At 63.6% G+C, this 19,002-nt stretch carries 18 protein-coding genes; 9 read left to right on the forward strand and 9 right to left on the reverse strand.

Annotated elements, in window-relative coordinates:
* Positions 1-34 precede the first annotated feature (34 nt).
* Positions 35-1,273: an ABC transporter substrate-binding protein gene (locus tag EN885_RS04350; protein ID WP_128243619.1), complete on the reverse strand. Its 1,239-nt coding sequence runs from the start codon at positions 1,271-1,273 to the stop codon at positions 35-37.
* Positions 1,274-1,694: 421 nt separating this feature from the next.
* Here EN885_RS04350 and EN885_RS04355 point away from each other — a divergent pair, with 421 nt between their 5' ends.
* Positions 1,695-2,744: a LacI family transcriptional regulator gene (locus EN885_RS04355; RefSeq protein ID WP_095488321.1), complete on the forward strand. Its 1,050-nt coding sequence runs from the start codon at positions 1,695-1,697 to the stop codon at positions 2,742-2,744.
* A 237-nt stretch (positions 2,745-2,981) separates the two neighbouring features.
* On the opposite strand, the gene EN885_RS34650 is transcribed toward EN885_RS04355, so the two are convergent.
* Positions 2,982-3,107, reverse strand: a complete 126-nt coding sequence (locus tag EN885_RS34650; protein WP_280953389.1) for a hypothetical protein — start codon at positions 3,105-3,107, stop codon at positions 2,982-2,984.
* Positions 3,108-3,240: 133 nt separating this feature from the next.
* Here EN885_RS34650 and EN885_RS04360 point away from each other — a divergent pair, with 133 nt between their 5' ends.
* From EN885_RS04360 to EN885_RS04370, 3 genes are all read left to right on the forward strand, one after another.
* Positions 3,241-4,056 (forward strand): oxidoreductase, encoded by an 816-nt coding sequence (locus EN885_RS04360; RefSeq protein ID WP_337124255.1) that lies wholly within the window; start codon positions 3,241-3,243, stop codon positions 4,054-4,056.
* A 79-nt stretch (positions 4,057-4,135) separates the two neighbouring features.
* Positions 4,136-4,726, forward strand: a complete 591-nt coding sequence (locus EN885_RS04365; protein ID WP_095488315.1) for a TetR/AcrR family transcriptional regulator — start codon at positions 4,136-4,138, stop codon at positions 4,724-4,726.
* Between the two features lie 65 nt (positions 4,727-4,791).
* The gene (locus EN885_RS04370; RefSeq protein WP_128243620.1) at positions 4,792-5,700 is read left to right on the forward strand and encodes an alpha/beta hydrolase; all 909 of its coding nucleotides are present in this window, start codon (positions 4,792-4,794) and stop codon (positions 5,698-5,700) included.
* 207 nt (positions 5,701-5,907) lie between these two features.
* Here the strand turns inward: EN885_RS04370 and EN885_RS04375 are convergent, their stop codons facing one another.
* The 7 genes from EN885_RS04375 to EN885_RS04405 form a co-directional block, all read right to left on the reverse strand.
* Positions 5,908-6,138: a hypothetical protein gene (locus tag EN885_RS04375; RefSeq protein ID WP_095488311.1), complete on the reverse strand. Its 231-nt coding sequence runs from the start codon at positions 6,136-6,138 to the stop codon at positions 5,908-5,910.
* 187 nt (positions 6,139-6,325) lie between these two features.
* Positions 6,326-7,753, reverse strand: a complete 1,428-nt coding sequence (gene gndA / locus EN885_RS04380; RefSeq protein WP_128243621.1) for an NADP-dependent phosphogluconate dehydrogenase — start codon at positions 7,751-7,753, stop codon at positions 6,326-6,328.
* A 156-nt stretch (positions 7,754-7,909) separates the two neighbouring features.
* Entirely contained in the window at positions 7,910-9,547 is a 1,638-nt protein-coding gene (locus tag EN885_RS04385) for a copper resistance CopC/CopD family protein (RefSeq protein WP_128243622.1), read from the reverse strand.
* 56 nt (positions 9,548-9,603) lie between these two features.
* Positions 9,604-10,122, reverse strand: coding sequence for a YcnI family protein (locus EN885_RS04390; RefSeq protein WP_126104850.1), 519 nt, complete (start codon positions 10,120-10,122; stop codon positions 9,604-9,606).
* Between the two features lie 57 nt (positions 10,123-10,179).
* Positions 10,180-10,719, reverse strand: a complete 540-nt coding sequence (locus EN885_RS04395) for a copper chaperone PCu(A)C (RefSeq protein WP_128243623.1) — start codon at positions 10,717-10,719, stop codon at positions 10,180-10,182.
* Between the two features lie 104 nt (positions 10,720-10,823).
* On the reverse strand, positions 10,824-11,180 hold the full coding sequence (locus EN885_RS04400) for a DUF2946 family protein (RefSeq protein ID WP_128243624.1): 357 nt from the start codon (positions 11,178-11,180) through the stop codon (positions 10,824-10,826).
* Between the two features lie 119 nt (positions 11,181-11,299).
* Complete coding sequence (locus EN885_RS04405; protein WP_126104849.1) at positions 11,300-12,202, reverse strand: GntR family transcriptional regulator; 903 nt, start codon at positions 12,200-12,202, stop codon at positions 11,300-11,302.
* A gap of 271 nt (positions 12,203-12,473) precedes the next feature.
* Between EN885_RS04405 and EN885_RS04410 the strand changes: the two genes are divergently transcribed.
* The 5 genes from EN885_RS04410 (at position 12,474) to EN885_RS04430 (ending at position 18,992) form a co-directional block, all read left to right on the forward strand.
* Positions 12,474-13,979: an altronate dehydratase family protein gene (locus tag EN885_RS04410; protein ID WP_128243625.1), complete on the forward strand. Its 1,506-nt coding sequence runs from the start codon at positions 12,474-12,476 to the stop codon at positions 13,977-13,979.
* A 64-nt stretch (positions 13,980-14,043) separates the two neighbouring features.
* Positions 14,044-15,042 (forward strand): aldo/keto reductase, encoded by a 999-nt coding sequence (locus EN885_RS04415; RefSeq protein WP_128243626.1) that lies wholly within the window; start codon positions 14,044-14,046, stop codon positions 15,040-15,042.
* A gap of 346 nt (positions 15,043-15,388) precedes the next feature.
* Complete coding sequence (locus EN885_RS04420) at positions 15,389-16,384, forward strand: ABC transporter substrate-binding protein (RefSeq protein WP_128243627.1); 996 nt, start codon at positions 15,389-15,391, stop codon at positions 16,382-16,384.
* Positions 16,385-16,476: 92 nt separating this feature from the next.
* Entirely contained in the window at positions 16,477-18,030 is a 1,554-nt protein-coding gene (locus EN885_RS04425) for a sugar ABC transporter ATP-binding protein (protein ID WP_128243628.1), read from the forward strand.
* Positions 18,027-18,992, forward strand: a complete 966-nt coding sequence (locus tag EN885_RS04430) for an ABC transporter permease (RefSeq protein ID WP_095488290.1) — start codon at positions 18,027-18,029, stop codon at positions 18,990-18,992. Before EN885_RS04425 ends, EN885_RS04430 begins: the two co-directional genes overlap by 4 nt.
* The last annotated feature ends 10 nt before the right edge of the window (positions 18,993-19,002 follow it).

Consider the following 19,002-nt stretch of genomic DNA (forward strand, 5'->3'; position numbering starts at 1 on the left):
CGCGGCGGGCCGGGAGCGAGCGGTTCGTCGATCGTCAGTCCGCTGAGGCGACGATGTCGGCGAAGCGCTTTTGCGCTTCTTCCACGGTCATGTCCGGCTTGGCGAAGAACTCGGAGAAAAGGTCCTCTTTCTGCTTTTGGGTGTCCTGCGACAGCAGCTGGTCCGTCCAGGGCATCACGCTGCCCTTGGCCAGGATGTCGAGCCCTTTCTTCATGCAGTCGTTCGCGGCCTTGAGGTCGATATCGCCGCGCACCGGCAGCGAGCCCTTCTTGAGATTGAAGGCGACCTGCGTCTTGGGATCGAGCAGCGTTTCGGCCAGCGCTTCCTGCGCCTTGGATTTTTCAGCGTCCTGCAGCAGCGGGAAGTAGAAGGCATCGCCGCCGGTGGCGATGACCTCGTTCAGGCCAAGGCCGGGAAGACACGTATAGTCCTTGCCGGCGGTCTGGCCGGCAACCTGGAACTCGCCCTGCGCCCAGTCGCCCATGATCTGGCCGCCGGCCTTGGCGGAGATGACGAGATTGGTGGCCTGGTTCCAGTCCTGCACATTGGTGTTCTTTGCCATCTTGCGGGCATCGTCCGCGGCCTTGAACACCTTGGCGACCTCGGGCCCGGCGGCGAATTCCGCATCCTTGTCGCGATAAACCTTCAAGAAAGTGTCCGTGCCGCCGACCGCCGTGAGCAGCACATCGAAGGCGCCCGAGGATTGCCAGGGCTGCCCGCCGAGCGCGAGCGGTATGATGCCTGCCTTCTCCAGCGCGGGCGCAGCTGCAACATATTCATTCCAATTCTTCGGCACCGGCACACCGGCCTTTTCGAATGCCGCGTTCGACAGCCACAGCCACTGCCAGGAGTGAATGTTGACCGGCACGCAATAGATCTTGCCGTCGAGGGTGCAGCCGTCGAGCAGGCTCTTCGGCTGCACGATTTCCGCCCACTTGTCCCTGGTGGCGAGATCGGTCAAGTCCCGCATCAGACCGGCCTGCACCAATTCTTCCGCTTGCCGGCCATGGTTGAACTGGGTGGCGCCCATCGGATCGCCGCCGGTGATGCGGCTGATCATGATCGGCCGTGCCGTGCCGCCGGAGCCGGCGATAGCGCCGTCGACCCAATGATTACCTGTCGCGTCGAATGCCTTGGCGAACTCGGCGACCGCCGCCGCTTCGCCGCCCGAAGTCCACCAATGGGTGACTTCCAGATCCGTCGCTGCCGACGGGCCGGCGAATTGCAGCGCGGTTGTCACCGCCAACGCAGCGGTCATGACTTGGTATCGCATTTCGGCTCCTCCCAGAATCTGAAACGTTACAGATTTTCGATACGGCAATTGCGTTGGGCGTGCAACCCCCGAAATAGGAGCGGCTCGACATTTTTTTCGAGCCGCGAACAAATCCGCAGGCCAATTGCCGGCCGTTGCGTCGCAGCAAGACAGGTTGCACCGCAAAAAATGATGCTGCACGCATGAAAGTCGGCCAAATTCTGTTTCCCGCTGGCAAGCCCTTGCCAACGTCCAACGACTTTGCCTCGAATGAAACGTCGCGCGTGCAGAGAACCTGCCCCGAACCGCTGCGCGATGGCAAGTGACAATCTGTAACGTTTCAGTATATAGGATGTTCACCAGGCGGAGAGTCGCTGGCGAGCCGCAATCCGCCGATTGCCGGCCTGCACGGCAACTGCTATGCGCCTGACGGGCGGGGTGAATGGACAGACATCGAACGGAAAAGGACGACGAGGCGTCGGGACAGGGCCGGCCGACGCTGAAGACGCTTGCCTTCATGACCGGGCTGGGCGTCACCACCGTGTCGCGGGCGCTGAAGGACGCGCCCGAAATCGGCGCCGAGACCAGGCGGCGCGTCCAGCTCGTCGCCAAGCAGATCGGCTACCGCCCCAACCGTGCCGGCGTGCGCCTGCGGACCGGAAAGACCAACGTCATCAGTCTCGTGCTCAACACCGAGCACGAGATCATGAGCTTTGTCTCGGATATCATCTACGGTGTCTCGGAAGTCATCGCCGACACGCCCTATCACCTGATCGTCACGCCGTACTCACGCTCGCAGGATCCCCTGGACCCGATACGCTATCTGGTGGAAACCGGCTCCGCCGACGGCGTCATCATTTCGCGAACCCAGCCGAATGACCCCAGGGCCCGTTACCTGCTGGAGCGTGGCATCCCCTTTGCCACGCACGGCCGCACCGATATGGGGTTGATCCACCCCTATCATGATTTCGACAACTACGCGTTCGCGACCGAGGCTGTGCGCCACCTGGCCGGCATCGGCCGCCGCAGGCTGGCTCTGCTGGCACCACCAGTCGAGCTGACCTATCACCGCCATGCGCTGAACGGCTTTACCGATGCGCTGAGCGAGGTCGGCGCCAGCGAGATCCCGTTCAACACCGTTTCGATCGACCACTCGATCGAGCAGATCAGGATGAGGACCGCGCAGCTGATGCGTCGCGACGTCAGGCCGGATGGCTTCGTCAGCAGCGCCGCCGCCGCGACACTCGCCATCGTCGCCGGCATCGAGGACGCCGGCCTCAAGCTCGGCCGGGACGTCGATGTGGTGTCCAAGCAATCGTCGGACCTGCTGCATCTGTTCCGCAGGGAATTGCTGGTCGTCAACGAGGACTTCCGGCTGGCCGGCGCCGAGCTGGCCCGTTCCGTGCTGGGCTGGATCGGCGGCGCCGCACCTGGCTCACTGCAGAGCCTGAGCGTGCCGACCGAAGTCCTGGCCTATCGCCGTCCCGACTAGAGCGGGATACGTTCAAATTGAACTGGGCATCCGGCTCCATCTATTTGCCTTAGCCGCATTTCTGCGACGCCAGTGATTCCACTTGCCTGCAAAAAACGCGCTGCTGACTGGCAGCCTTGGGGCCGAAAGCGCCTGTCTGCTTTTTGGCGTCGAAACGCGGATAGCGGTCACTCCGACGGGACCACCGTTCGGATGGCACACGCACCGGATTGCAAATCAGCTGCAACATCAATGATTTCAACAGAGGCTGCGGCCATCGACGATCAGCCTCGCCAGATAGCCCTCCAGGATCTCGACCACGGTCGCTGGATCGCAGATGCAATCCACGTCGGCCACGAAGGCCGGCTCATGCGAGACCGGCATACCTTCGCCCGTCCGGCCCGCTGTGGTCCTCGTCTCGCCCTCCATGAAAGTACGAACATAATTTAATCGTTGCTTTGCGACTACCAAACGGCTATTGTCGTACGAACGTAATTCAAAACTTCAGGAGCTCATGATGACAACAACTCCGCAGGTTGCGCTCGTAACAGGCGCCACCTCAGGCATCGGCAAGGCCACAGCGATCGCCTTGGCCGCCGCAGGTTTCCAGGTGATCGGAACCGGCCGCAACACCGCGCAACTCACCGCGCCCGCCGGGGTGACCTACCTCGACCTCGACGTGACCAGCGACGAATCGGTCGCCTCAGCGGTCAAGCAGGTGATCGATCGGCTCGGCCACATCGACGTCCTGGTCAACAACGCCGGCGTTGGCACAACCGGCGCAGCCGAGGAGTTCTCGATTACCCAGACGCAGGACATCTTCGACATTAACGTCTACGGCATCATGCGGACGACCAAGGCGGTCCTGCCGCACATGCGCGTCCAAGGCCGCGGACGCATCATCAATGTCTCCTCCCTCAGCGGATTCGTCCCCAGCCCGTTCATGGCCCTCTACGTCTCGACCAAGCACGCGGTCGAAGGCTACTCCCAATCGCTGGACCACGAGGTTCGCGATTACGGCGTCCGGGTCCTGCTCGTCGAGCCCGGCCCGATCAACACTCCGTTCGCAGGCCACAGCGTGGAGGCCGACACCCCCATGCCGCTCTACGCGGCGGGACGGCGCAACTACGACGAGCTGCTGGAGAAGAACCTCAGCAGCGGCGACGACCCCGCCGTCGTCGCCAAGGTGATCGTCGCGGCGGCCACCGACCGGAACCCAAAACTACGGCGCACCGCCGGTACGACCGCCCGGATCATCAACGCGGTGCACCGCGTCGCCCCGGCCCGGATCTTCGACCGCGTCATCCGCAGATTCAACCGGATGCCGAGCTGATCGCTGCTTAGATCCACTGACAACTGACCAAGACATAGCGGTATCCGGAGCGCGAAGCCCGGTTGAGATGGAGGAACGCATGGTGCGTTACACGAAAGAACACAAGCAGGAGACAAGGCAGCGGATCGTTGCGACGGCCGGTCGACGGCTCAAGCGGGACGGTATCGACGGCTCCGGAGTCGCGACGCTGATGAAGGACGCGGACCTGACCAACGGCGCCTTCTACGCCCACTTCGAATCCAAGGACGGCCTCGTCGCGGAGGCGGTCACCGACCAACTGCACACACTGCACGCGAACATCGTCGAGCTGGCGGAGCCCGGCCTGGCCGGCCTCGAACAGATCGTGCGCTGGTACCTGTCGGCCCACCACCGTGACAACCCCGGCGACGGCTGCCCCAACGCCGCCCTGCTCGACGAGATCGGGCGCAGCGCGGACGCAATCAGGCAGGCGTACACCGACGGCGTGCTGGTCGTCATCGACGGCCTCGCCGCCCGCATGGCACCCGAAGATCCGCCCTCGGCCCGCGTGAAGGCGCTCAGCCTCCTCGGCCTGATGGCCGGGACGCTACAACTCTGCCGCGCCCTGACCGACCGACAACTCTCCGACGACCTCCTCGAGCAGGGCCTCCGCAACGCCCTGGCCCTGGTGGACGCCGAGCTCCGACCATGACCCTCATTTCTGTGACAAGCCCCGGCACACCCGGCGACGTCGCCCTCCATCAGACAGGAACCACGATGACCGAGCAACCCTTCAACCCACAACTGCGAGCCGCGCGGTTCCTTCCCCGCACCATCATCACCGCCGGAACGCTTCCCGCGCTCCGTGTCCTCACCAAGCTCACCGGGATCACCCGGCGGCCGGACGCGCAGGTCGTATCCGTGGACGCCAACGTGTCGGTACACGTCTTTCGCCCGGCTTCGGCCCGGCCTCGGACTCCTGCACTGTTGTGGATCCACGGCGGCGGAATGGTGCTCGGCGACGCGGCGCAGGACAGCGCCTTCTGCCGCCTGATCGCCGATCAGCTCAACATCGTCGTCGTCTCGGTGGAGTACCGGCTCGCGCCCGAGCACCCGTTCCCGGCGCCGCTGGAAGACTGCTACACCGCGCTGCAATGGCTCGCCGGCCAACCCGACATCGACCCCGCACGCATCGCCATCGGCGGCGCCAGCGCCGGCGGCGGTCTGGCCGCCGCGTTGGCGCTGCTGGCGAAGGAACGCGGCGAGATCCGTCCGGTCCTGCAACTGCTGTCCTACCCAATGCTGGATGACCGGACCACCACCCGCATCGACATCGACCCGCGGCGGCTCCGCCTCTGGAGCCCGGCCAGCAACCGGTTCGGCTGGCGCTCCTACCTCGGCCCAGCCACCGCGGACGGCAACGTGCCCCCGCTAGCCGCGCCGGCCCGCTATGACGACCTCTCCGGCCTGCCGCCCGCATGGATCGGCGTCGGCACCAACGACCTGTTCCACGACGAGGACGTCACCTACGCCCGGCGACTGCAGCAGGCCGGCGTCGCCAGCACCCTGCACGTAGTGCCCGGCGCCTACCACAACTTCGACGCCATCGAAGCGAAAGCCGCCATCTCCCGGGCCTTCGTCAAGGCCCAGACGACGGCACTGGACGAAGCACTCAACAGCGGCTGAACGGTGCGGAACTCCGATGACCGCGCCCAAGGCCGGCCATGCCTGCACCACGCTGCATATCGGCAGGTGACCGGCAGCTTTCACGACAGCCTCAAGGCGGCCTCAACGGCCAATACCAGGCGCAGTCCCGACGTCCAGATGGCGAACCGCCGGACCGGCCCAAGAACCTCCCAACGGCGCGCTTGAGATCACCCGCGCGCGGCTCTACTAGTCCGAAAACCTCACGCTCACGCCGCGCTGCCGAAAATAGGCCTGCATCAACTTGCGCCCCGAGCGGTTGTTCTGCGCCAGCTTGGTCGGATCGAACACCGCCTGTTTTATCCCTTCTCGTGTCAGCGCCGCTTTAAGCGTCGCGATATGTGCGTCGATGTCGGCATTGTCCGCCCGGAGGGAGGCATAGATACTTTCGGTCGCCTGGGCCACGGTCGGTTCGCTCACAGGTGTCGTCCTTTGGTTGGTTGAGCGGCGGCTTACCACAGATTCGCGGCTCCGCCGATACCGATGAGACGGTCAATCGTCTCTACCGGCATAGCAGGTTCCTGGCGCGACCCGACACCCAGTTGGTCGCTGGAGATGTCTGCTTTCTGGCAACCGCAAAATTGGACTCTAGGTCCAAGTCGCGGCGCTAACCCGCCGCTCCGCTCCCCCACGGGCCATGGAATGCACCCGGCTCGTCGATGCGCTCGAAGCCGTGCGCTCCGAAGAAATCGCGTTGCGCCTGGATCAGGTTCGAGGTGCCGCGACCCTGTCGGTAGCTGTCGAAATAGGCCAGCGCGGACGACAGCGCCGGCACTGGCGAGCCAGCCTCCGACGCCCTTGCCACGATGCGGCGGAGCGATGGATGCGCCTCCTGCATCATCGCAATGAAGGCCGGCGCCGTCAGCAGATTGGTGACCGCCCCGCCCGCGCCGAAGGCTTCTGCCATCGTGTCCAGCATTTGCGAACGGATGATGCAGCCGGCCCGCCAGATCTTGGCGATGGTCGGCATTGGCAGGTTCCAGTTGAACTCCTTCGAGGCGCCGCTCATCACCGCGAAGCCCTGCGCGTAGGCCGCGATCTTGCCGGCGAACAGCGCCAGTTCGAGATCCCCGAGAAGAGCAGCCTTGTCGCCGGCAATCTTGGTCACGCCGCCATTGCCATAGGCATTTTGGGCGGCCAGGCGCTCGTCCTTGATCGACGACAAGACGCGCGCCGCCACCGCCGCCTCGATCGCTGTGGCCGGAATGCCGAGCTGCTGCGCCTCGATGACCGACCACTTGCCGGTGCCCTTCTGGCCGGCGCGGTCGAGGATGATGTCGACCATCGGCTTGCCGGCCTTCCGATCGTCGGCGGCCAGCACCTTGGCGGTGATCTCGATCAGATAGGAGTTGAGCCGGCCCTTGTTCCAGCCGGCAAACACTTGTGCGATCTCCTTCGGCCCCATGCCTAAGCCGTCGCGCAAGATGCCGTAGATCTCGGCGATCATCTGCATGTCGGCATATTCGATGCCGTTGTGGATGGTCTTGACGAAATGCCCGGCGCCATCGGTGCCAAGCCATGCCGCGCAGGGCTCATCCCTGAACTTGGCCGAAATGGCGGTCAGCACCTTTTCGACGCGTTTCCAGGACTCTTCCGTGCCGCCGACCATGATCGACGGTCCATGGCGCGCGCCCTCCTCGCCGCCGGACACGCCCATGCCGATGAAGGTGAGACCCGAATCGGAAAGCTCGGAAAAGCGCCGCATCGTGTCGCGGAAATTGGCGTTGCCGGCATCGATGACGATGTCGTTGGCCGACAGCACGCCGCGCAGCGCCGCGATCTGCTCGTCGACCGGCTTGCCGGCCAGCACCATGATGATGATCGGACGCGGCGGCCGGATGGCGGCGGCGAGCTCCTCCAGGCTGTAGCAGGGCACGACCATGTTCTTCAGCGCGCCGGCATTCTCGACAAAGGCGTCGGTGCGCGCGGCGGTGCGGTTGAAGACGGCTATGCGGTGCCCCTTCTCGGCGATGTTGAGCGCCAGGTTGGAGCCCATCGTGCCAAGGCCGATCAGGCCGATTTCGGCTTTTTCCATCGTTTCTTCCCTGCTTTCGGATCTTTTGTTGAGGCCGCGATTTGTAGCGATGCCCGTTCTTCTTGGGATGCCATTCTTGTCGAAAATGAATGACGGGCCTTCAAGCCTGCGTCAACCGCCTCGCCGAAATGTGTTGCGCAGACTGCCGGCTGGTCCTCATCGCCTGATATCGATCGGGGCCTCTATCTTCACGATCTCGAAATCCGAGACGAGAACATCGAGCCGCGCCGTCCATCGGCCCGGGACCGGGACGACGAGATCGTCGACACGCCAGGTGCCATCGCCGCGCTTTGTCGCCGCGCGTTTGATCGGCTCGATGCCGGCATCGGGTTTTGACAACACCAACGTCACTTGCTCAGCGTCTAGCGGGCCGAAATCGCCGGTCATGATGACGATAGACGCCGCAACCGGCCCAACATGGCCGGGCGTGATGCTGAGGTCGGCCATCGCCTTCGGCGTGTGGATATGGATCGATGCCGGCTGCGCTGCTGCGATCGCCAGGGCGCGTGGCGGCGGCGTGAAGCGCCAGCCGGCGGCAACGCCGAAGATCGCCAGAATGATCAGCATTTCAACGCCGATGGAGCGGACCAGCCTCCTTTGCACTTCCGTCTCTCCCGCTTCGGCCGGAGCGGTGAGTTTCCAGCGGTTGGTCGCAGCGAGCGTGAGCAGAAAGAACAGCAGCGCCAGCTTGACCAGCAGCAACCGGCCATAGGCGCTCTCGAGCAAAGCTGCGGGCGCCTGCACCTGGATGATGGCGAGCACGATGCCGGTCGCTGCGAGCATGGCCACGACAGGCAGGATGGCTTGGGAAAACCGGCGCAGGAAAGGTGCGGCCTCGACCGGCTTCCACCTGATGGCGAGACCGAGCGGCGCCAGCGCCCCGGCCCAGAAGGCAATGCCGGCACCGTGCAGAAACACCATCGGCCTTGTCAGCCATTGCGGTTCGGCGGCACTTGCATGCCCGCTGGCGGCGAGAGCGGCACCGACACCGGCCAAGCCGGCAAGGGCAGAGAGTTTTGCCCCGCCGCGCGGCCCGACCAGCGACAGCAGGCCAAGCCCGAGCGCCACCAGCGCGACCAGCACGGTCCAGCCCAAGCTTGTGCCGAGCCCGGCCTGCCAGACGCCGGGCTGCGCCAGCCGGACGAGCGGCGCACCGAGCGCGTCCAGTCCCTGCAAGCCGAGCGACAAGGGTGCCGCGACAAGGCCGCACAGGATTGCGGCGATGACGAAGCGCTGGCCGGAACGCCCGCCCTTCGCCAGCCAGGCGATGGCAAAGGCACCGCCGACGCCGAGAAAGAGGCCGACATAGAGAAAGACCTTGCCGATCCAGATCGCCGACCTCAGACCCCGGTCGACAGCTTCGGGCACGGCCGGCTCAGCACTCGGCGCGCCGATGGAAAACAGCACCGAGCCGCCGACCGGATGGCCATCGGCGGAAATCACCCGCCAGCTCAGCACATGTGTGCCGGATCCAAGCGTCTGCGGATTGTCGATCTCGACCGTCTGGCCATTGAGCCGAAAGGATGTCAGCGGAACCGGCGTCCCGTCAGCCCGCACCAGGGTCAGCACCAGCGGCGAGACCGGCTCGCTGAAGGTCAGCGAGAACTGCGCTGGGCTCTGTGCCAGCGCCGTGCCGTCGGCCGGGTCGGCTGTGACCAGCGCTGCGTGGGCAAAAGCCTGATTTGGCGCGGTAATGACGGCGAGCAGCACGATCGCGGTCAGCAGGCCAATGGCAAGCCAACCGGCGCGCTTGCCGAACCTGCAGGTCGTCCACCGAAAAGATGCCAGGCTCATGTCAATGTCACAAAGGCGGCGGCGCGCTCTTTCGAACAAAGCGCGCCGCCAAAAAATCATTTCTTCGGCGAAAGCTTGAGGCCGGGCGCCGGATATTCCAGCGCATCCTCATCCTGGCCGCCTGCCGGAATCTCGATCCAGCGCTCGGCAACGCCGTCGCATTCCTGCACCACCGGGAAGTAGAGCATTTGGCCGGCCGGCAGGTCTACCGCCAGAGTCCCGCGGAAGACGAATTCGTCGTAGAATTCGTCCGGCAGGCTGCCGCCGCTCCAGTCGACTTCCTTGACGCCGTTGCTCACCTCTTGACCATGGAGCTGATAGGATTTCTCGTATCTGCCTTTCTTGACCTGCAGCGTCCAGCCCGGCTTCGGCATCGGCTTCACCGAAATCACCCCTTCCGGGATCTGCACGCGCACGGCGGTCGTCGCCTTGCCGTCGCAGCCATGCGGCACGCGCAGGACGGCCTTGTAGGTCGAACCGACCGCCGCCTCCTGCGTTTCGAGTGTGATGTGGGCAAAGGCCGCGCTTGTCCCCAAGACAAAAAACGCGCCGGCCGACAAAAGATATCTGTTCATGATGGTCCCTCAAATTTCGAATTATCCGGATCTGACCGCGTCAGTTGGCGTGCCGGATCAGTTAGCGTGATTGTCCATACCGCCCGTTTCACCGATGACTTCCACAGCGAAGTCGACGGTGACGGCGCCGGCCTTCTCGAAGGTCAGCGTGGCTGGAAACGTCTCGCCTTGCTTTGGTTGCCGTTTCAGCCCGACGAACATCAGATGATAGCCGCCGGGTGCCAGCGCGACTTTACCGCCGGCTGGAATTTCAAGGCCGCCGGTGACCGGCCGCATGGTCATGACGCCATCGCTCACGCCCATTTCATGCAGTTCGGCCTTGGCCGAAATGTCGGAGGAAATCGACAACAGCCGGTCCGGCGAACTGCCGGTGTTGGTGACGGTGAAATAGCCGCCAGCCACTTTGGCGCCGGGCGGTGTGGCGCGCGACCAGGGATGCCCGACCTCGAGGTCGCCAACCCTGAACTCATGCGCGAAAACGGCCTGGGCGCTGACGAACAGGAGGGCGAGGACGAACACGGTGATGCCGAGCCGCTCCTCGAAGCGGCGCAGGAAGAGGCTGTTGCGGCCGAACGGCGCGCGGAAAGAGTGAGACATGATAGCTCCAAGAACTGAGAAATCGCGCCGTCGGCCGGTCGCGAACAGTTTCGATGTTGAATGAATGCGCTTGCGAAGGCTTTCGCAAGGCGATCTGGAACGGATCAGGCCGACGCCGGCGGCGCGCGCGGATTCGACGGCGAGCGGTCGCGGCTGAAATCGAGGTGCCGGAACGCCGGCAGCACAAACGCGACGGTTTCGACGGGAAAATTGCCGGACACCATCCCGGCAGCGGGCGGCGGCACGTAAGTAGCCGAGGCCACACCGCAGCCAAGCATGCAGCAGGCCGGCATGTGCTGCTGGTGCGGATCGCCGCCCGGAAGCTGGGCGGCGCCCTCCTGGGTGCAGATGACATTGCCGAAAGCGTCGAGTTGCGAAGCATCCGGCTCAGTGCCGAAGGCGAATGCGCCAAGTACCGACTGGAGCACGAGCAAATAGGCCGCGGCGAACGCGGCCGGCATGCTCCATCGTCTCCGCCGGATATTCAAAGACCTGCCTCTCCACGCAGCAACGGCCAGATATCTAGCACGGGCTCAGCAGGTGGAAAATCGCCAAATCATTGCTGCGGCAACGCGGCGCTTTAAGCCCGGTGCGGCTGCTGGCCCTCGGGGATCGAAGTCAGCAGCGTATTGCGCGCCGACTTCAGATGCTTGCGGCAGGCGGCGTCGACCTTGCCGAGATCGCGCGATTTGAGCGCGGCGATATAGGCCAGATGCTCCGTGACGGCCACCTCGTTGCGCTCGCGCTCCTGCGCCTTGTTCCATTGGTAGTGGTAGTGGAAAATCATGGCGATGACGTCGTAGAAATCGACGATGAAGCGGTTGTGCGATGCGCGGTGGATCAGCCGGTGAAAGCGCTCGTCGAGCTCCGAGAATTCATTGAAGCGCGTGGCGATCTCGCGCGCCAGCAGGCGATGCTCGCCTTCCAGGAGGTCGAGGTCGGCCCAGACCGGGCTGTCTTCGGGCAGGGCGGCGAAGGCGGCGGCCGAGCGCAATTCGAACATCTCGCGGATTTCGGTCAATTCCAGCGCGAAAGCGCGGGTAAAACCTTTCAGCACCCAATGGCTGTTGCGGCGTTTCTCGATCAGCCCGAAGCGGGAAAAGCGGATCAGGAACTCGCGCACGCTGGTGGTGCCGACGCCGATCTCGCGCGCCAGCTCGAGCTCGTTGATCTGCATGCCGGGCTCGGCGCCGCCGGCAAGCAGCCGCCGCATGAAAGAGCGCTCGATGATCTGCGACAGCGTGTCGGTCTCTTCCTCGGGGAAAAAATCGTCCGGTCGCGGCACGCGCAAAACCGTCTTGCTACGCTTGTTCCAGGCGATCAGCCCCGTCTCTTCCATGCGCGCAAGGATGGTGCGGATGGTCGTGCGGCTGACGCCGAGCAGCGTGCCCAACTCGGGCTCCGACGGCAGACTTTTCGTTTCATCGAGCAGCCGCAGACCGCGATTGTAGGCGTCCTTGTAGACGTTGTTGCTCTTTGACATCCCCTGCCTCATTGCGCCAGCGCTTGCGGCGGCCGGCTTGAAGCGCAATATGGACAACGTTGCTAGCGCAGGCCCCCAAGAAGCGGAATCGCTTTTCGGAAGTCAGCCCAGGTTCCAGTGTCCGGCCCTTCTGCACATCCATTAAGAACGCACGACGCTTTCGCGAAAAAACAATTGACGCAAAACTGTTTTTTCACGATAAAAGACATTATCTTTTAACAGGCGCGTGTCAATCCGCTCGCACATCCCAGGAACACCCAGGAAACTGCCCGTGAACGCCGCAAACAGCATTCTTCTGTCTCCCGCTGACAATGTCGCGGTCGCCAATGGCCGCATTGAGATCGGCGCGGTGCTGCCGGGCGGCGCCGTTGCCACAGCGTTGATCGAACCCGGGCACAAGGTTGCGATCAAGCCGATCGCCGCTGGCGAGGCCGTGGTCAAATACGCTCAGGCGATCGGCCGCGCCACTGAAGCCATCGCGCCTGGCGAGCATGTTCATTCGCACAATCTGGTCTTCGAGTCCGGGCGTCTGCCGGTGGTGCCGCCGAGCGAAGCCGTGCACGCGACCGAGGCCGATCGCACCCGCACCTTCATGGGCTATCGCCGCGCCGACGGCCGCGCCGGCACGCGCAACTTCATCGGCATTCTCGCCAGCGTCAATTGCTCGGCCACCGTTTGCCACGCCATCGCCGATGAGGCGAACCGCACGCTCCTGCCCAGATATCCGGGGATCGACGGCTTTGTCCCTATCGTTCACGGCCAGGGCTGCGGCATGAGCGCCACCGGCGACGGCATGATGGTGCTACACCGCACGCTTGCCGGCTATGCCCGCCATCCGAATTTCGGCGGCGTGCTGATGGTTGGGCTCGGCTGCGAGGTCAATCAGCTCACCCTCTATGGCCAGAAGGGTGTCGCCGCCGGAAAACGCCATTTCAACATCCAGGAAGCCGGCGGCTCGCGCAAATCTGTCGAGAAGGCGATGCTGGTGCTGGCCGAGATCGCCGAGGAGGTCGGCAAGCTTGAGCGTGAGCCTATCCCGGTCAGCGAAATCGTCGTCGGCCTGCAATGCGGCGGCTCGGACGGCATGTCCGGCATAACCGCCAATCCGGCGCTGGGCGCCGCGGTCGACATCCTGGCGGGCGTCGGCGGCATCGGCATCCTCTCCGAGACCACGGAAATCTACGGCGCCGAGCATCTGCTCGCCTATCGCGCGGCGACCCCGGAGATCGCAGCCAAGCTGGACGGCTATGTGAAGTGGTGGGAAGACCATGTCGCCAAGCATGGCGCCTCCATCGACAACAATCCCTCGCCCGGCAACAAGCGCGGCGGCCTGACCACCATTTTGGAGAAGTCGCTTGGCGCGGTCGCCAAGGGCGGCCAGACGCCGCTCAACGGCGTCTTCGGCTATGCGGAGAAGGTCACCGGACACGGCTTAGTGTTCATGGACACGCCCGGCTACGATCCGGTTTCAGCCACCGGCCAAGTTGCGGGCGGCGCCAATGTCATCGTCTTCACCACCGGCCGCGGCTCCTGCTTCGGCTGCCGGCCGACACCGTCGATCAAGGTCGCCACCAACTCGACCATGTATCATCAGATGGAAGAGGACATGGACGTGAATTGCGGCGTCATCGCCTCGGGCGAAAAGACCATTGCCGGCATGGGCCGCGAGATCTTCGAGCTGATCGTCGCGACGGCTTCCGGCCGCAAGACCAAGAGCGAGGAGTTCGGCTACGGCGACAACGAGTTCGTGCCCTGGCACCTCGGCGCGACCCTCTAGACCAGCCACTAACTGACTTACGACAATAGACGGGCCAGGCAAAATGGCCGGTGGGAGGCTTTGCATGAAGAAACGCCGTGTCGGCAGCACCGCGCTGGAAATAACCGAGGTCAGCTTCGGCGGCGCGGCGGTCGGCGGCCTCTACCGAGCTTGCCCGCGCGAGGCGGCGATGCAGACGCTGCAGGTCGCCTGGGACACCGGCTTGCGCTATTTCGATACGGCGCCCTTCTACGGTTTCGGCCTCTCGGAACGCCGCTTCGGCGATTTCCTGCGCGACAAGCCGCGGGACTCCTACGTGCTGTCGACCAAGGTTGGGCGCTTGTTCCGGCCGGTGCCGGAAGACCAGGTTCCGGACCACTCCTATGTCGATCCGCTGCCCTTTGCGCTCGACTACGACTATTCCTACGACGGCATCATGCGCTCGGTCGAGTTCAGCTATGCGCGGCTTGGCCTCAATCGAATCGACATCCTGTTCGTCCACGACATCGGCGTCTACACGCATGGCGTCGAGAAAACGAAGCTGCATTTCCGCCAGTTGATGGACGGCGGGCTGAAGGCGCTGGAAGAACTGAAGTCGTCCAAGGTCATTTCCGCCTACGGCCTTGGCGTCAACGAGGTGCAGATCTGTCTCGATGTACTGCGCCAGGCACCGCTCGACTGCATCCTGCTTGCCAGCCGCTATTCGCTGCTCGACCGCACCGCCGAAGCCGAATTGCTGCCGTTTTGCCGACAGCGGCAGACCTCGCTGATCATCGGTGGCGTCTTCAATTCCGGCATCTTGGCGACCGGCCCGGTGCCGGGTGCGCATTTCGACTACCTGCCGGCCACCCAGAACATTCTCGACCGCGTCGGTGCCATGGAAAAAATCGCTGCCGAGGGCGGCTATCCGCTTGCCGCGGCGGCGTTCCAGTTCCCGCTGCATGAGCCTGTGGTAGCTTCTGTGCTGACGGGCACCGCCAAACCGGCCAATCTGGCGCGAAATCTTCAACTGCTCGACATCCCGGTGCCCGAAACAGAGTTCGCCAAATATGATCCCTACACAGTCGTACAGAAACTTGGCTGATGCGCTGCGGCCTTCGCCGTTCGCCGGTTAAACGGTGGACGGTGCGATCAGGAGGCGTCACAATCGTACGCCTCAAAAAAGAATGAATATTCCATATTGACTGGTTGGTGGAATTAATATTCCATACCTTTCGAAGAGGATCTGTAGGGGTGGAAATGAGGATCGGCAAGGAGGCTCCTTCCGGTCTAGCCATCTGGAGACCGATACGAAACACCGCTTGCGCCGGCCCATCCTATGCACTATCAAAATGCGGTAAATGTTTTTTATTGATAAAGTTCCGTTCGGGCAGCGCCTATCCAAACCGAGCTTCCGCAACGTTCACCGGGCGACTTAGGGAGGAAACCTAATGAAATTCGTGACCAGCATTCTCAACCGCCGCGCATTCGTTGCGCTCGCTGCCGCCTCGATGCTTGCCGGCGTGATGCATTCGCCGCCGGCTTCGGCGGCGGACGTGACCATTCCGATCATCGTCAAGGACACCACCTCTTTCTACTGGCAGATCGTCCTGGCCGGCGCCCGGAAGGCCGGCAAGGACCTCGGCGTCAACGTGCCGGAACTCGGCGCCCAGGCGGAGACCGATGTCAACGGCCAGATCTCGATCCTTGAAAACGCCGTCGCCGGCGACCCAGCTGCCGTCGTCATCGCACCGACCGAAGCCAAGGCGCTCGGCAAGCCGATCGATGAGGCAGCCACCAAGGTCAAGATCATCGGCATCGACTCCGGCGCCGACTCCAAGGCCTTCACCTCGTTCCTGACCACCGACAATATCCAGGGCGGCCGCGTCGCCGCCGACGGCCTAGCGGCAGCCATCGGCGAGGCCAATGGCGGCAAAGTCGAGGGCGACGTCGCCCTGATCACCGCGCTTCCGGGTGCCGGGTCGCTCGAACAGCGCGCCCAGGGCTTCAAGGAGCAGCTTGCCGCCAAATATCCGGGCCTCAAGCTCGTCGCCGACAAATATGCCGACGGCCAGGCCACGACCGGCCTCAACATCGCGACCGACCTGATCACCGCCAATCCGAACCTCAAGGGCATTTTCGCCTCCAACCTGATCATGGCGCAGGGCGTCGGTCAGGCGATCGCCGAGAACAGCCTGGCCGGCAAGGTCGGGCTCGTCGGCTTCGACAGCGACGAGAAGCTGATCAAGTTCCTCAACGACGGCGTCATTTCGGCTCTCGTCGTCCAGGATCCGTACCGGATGGGCTATGACGGTATCAAGACGGCGCTCGCCGCCTCGAAGGGCGAGAAGGTCGAGGCCAATGTCGACACCGGCGCCAACCTGGTCACCAAGGCCAATATGAAGGATCCGAAGATCGACGCGCTGCTCAATCCGAAACTCGACTGAGCATCGGCGTAGGTGCATTGTTTCCGGGGCCTTTCTGCCCCGGAAACACTCCAACCAAGTGCCAATCGTGAGGCCAATCTGGGAGGATTGTCATGACGTCGACGGCGCAGGAACTGCATCCGGCCCTAACGCTGGAGCCGGGCAGGACGATCCTCGAACTCAAGGGACTGGAAAAGCGATATCCTGGCACGCACGCGCTGAAGCCGGTTAACCTCGCCTTCAAGGCCAGCGAAATCCACGCCATTGTCGGCGAGAACGGTGCCGGCAAATCCACCCTGATCAAGCTGCTGACCGGTGTCATGCCGCGCACCTCCGGCGACGTCATCTGGGAGGGCAAGCCGGCAGCGCTGGCGACGCCGCATGAGGCGATGGCGCTCGGCATCAATGCCGTGCATCAGGAGGTCGTTCTGTGCCGCCATCTCACTGTCGCGGCCAACATGTTCCTTGGCGAGGAGGATTCCCGCTTCGGCATCCTGCAGCAGCGGGCCATGGTCAGGGAAGCGCAGAACATCATCGACGATCTCGGCTTCGATCTGCCGGCGCATGTCGTGCTGGGTGACCTGACCATAGGCCAGCAGCAGCTGATCGCCGCCGCCCGCGCCACCGTGCGCGGCACCAAGTTCCTGATCTTCGACGAACCGACTGCCTATCTCACCCGGAAGGAAGCCGATCAGCTGTTCACGCTGATCCGCCGGCTAAAGGGCGAAGGCGTCACCATCATCTACATCAGCCACCGCATGGAAGAGGTGTTCGAGCTCGCCGACCGCGTCTCGGTGCTGCGCGACGGCACGCTTGTCGGCACCAGGAACATCGCCGAGACCAACGACGCCGAGCTGGTCAAGATGATGATCAACCGCTCGATCGAGCAAGTCTACCACAAGGAGCATTTTACCCCGGGCGCGACGCTCCTCGAAGCCAGAAATCTCTCCGGCAAGGGCTTCGAAAATGTCTCGATGACGGTCCGGGCCGGCGAAATCGTCGGGCTCTACGGCCTGATCGGTGCCGGGCGCAGCGAGTTCGTCACCACGCTCTACGGCCGTCATCGCAAGTTGGCCGGCCAGATCCTCTGGGAGGGCAAGGAGGTTCAGGTCAACTCCGAGCATGACGCTATCAGGCTCGGCATGGCGCTGGCGCCGGAAAGCCGCCGTGACCAGGGCCTCTGCCTCAACCTGCCGGTCGGCCTCAATCTCAATCTGCCGATCTACAAGCGCATCTCCAGCAATCTGCTGATCTCCAGCGCACAGGAGAAGACCGAGGCGGATCGCCAGATCGCCAATCTCAGGATCAAGACGCCGACGCGCAACGCGCTCGCCTCCAGCCTGTCCGGCGGCAACCAGCAGAAGATCGTCATCGGCAGATGGCTGGCGCACGGCGCCAAGCTGTTCATCTTCGACGAGCCGACAGTTGGCGTCGATGTCGGCACCAAGGCGGAGATCTACCGTCTGTTCGGCGAACTGTTGTCCAAGGGCGCCGGCATCATCCTGATCTCGTCCTATCTGCCCGAGGTCTATGAACTGGCCGACACGCTGCATGTATTCCGGCGCGGCAAGCTGGTGGCCACGCATGGTTTCCGCACCGCCAATCATGAGGACATTCTCAATCAGGCGCTCGCCGAGAAACAAGAAAAACCGGGAGGACAGATATGAGCACCGAGGCGATCCCGGCCGAAAGGCCGAAACGCAACTACAACGCGCTGTTCGGGCTGACGCTGCTGGCGCTGCTGGTTCTTTTGTGGATCATCCTGTCGGTGGCGACGCCGAGCTTCGCCTCCGCCAACAATATCTCGAACCTGCTGCGGCAGGGCTCGATGATAGCCATCCTGGCGGTCGGCCAGACCTTCGTCATCATCACCGGAGGCATCGACCTTTCCGTCGGCGCCGTGGTCGGCTTCGCCACCGTCATCGTGGCGATGCTGATCAACGCCGGGGTGCCGGTCTTCCTCGCCATCCTGGTCACCTTGCTGGTCGGTGTCGCCATCGGCATGTTCCACGGCTTCGGCATCGTCAGGATGGGCCTGCCGCCCTTCATCATCACGCTGGCGACACTGACCTCGCTGCGTGGCATTGGCCTTTTGATGACCAACGGCAACTCGATCTCGATCAACAACGACGCCTTCCAGTTGTTTTCGCGCAGCTCGTTTCTCGGCGTCCCCAATCTGTTCTGGATGGTGATCCTGGTCGGCATCCCCGCCTACATCTTCCTGCATCACAGCCGCTGGGGCCGGTATCTGTTCTCGGTCGGCTCCAACGCCGAGGCCTCGCGTCTGTCCGGCGTCAATGTCCAGCGCACCATCTACATGGCCTATACGCTGTCGGGCCTGTGTGCGGCTTTCGTCGGCGTGCTGCTCGCGTCGCGCATCGGCATCGGCAATCCGACGCAGGCCGAGGGCTGGGAGTTGCAGGCGATCGCCTCGTCGGTGATCGGCGGCACCTCGCTGTTCGGCGCCGTCGGCTCGGTGCACGGGCCGCTGCTCGGCGCCTTCATCCTCGCCACCATCAACAACGGCGCCAATCTCTTGAACGTCAATGCCTTCTGGCAGCGCATCATTACCGGCGTGCTGATCATCGTCATCGTCTATTTCGACGGCCTGCGCCGCCGCGGCAAGTAGACTATCTTAA

It is taken from the genome of Mesorhizobium sp. M6A.T.Cr.TU.014.01.1.1 (assembly GCF_004022765.1).
Lineage (GTDB): Bacteria > Pseudomonadota > Alphaproteobacteria > Rhizobiales > Rhizobiaceae > Mesorhizobium > Mesorhizobium mediterraneum.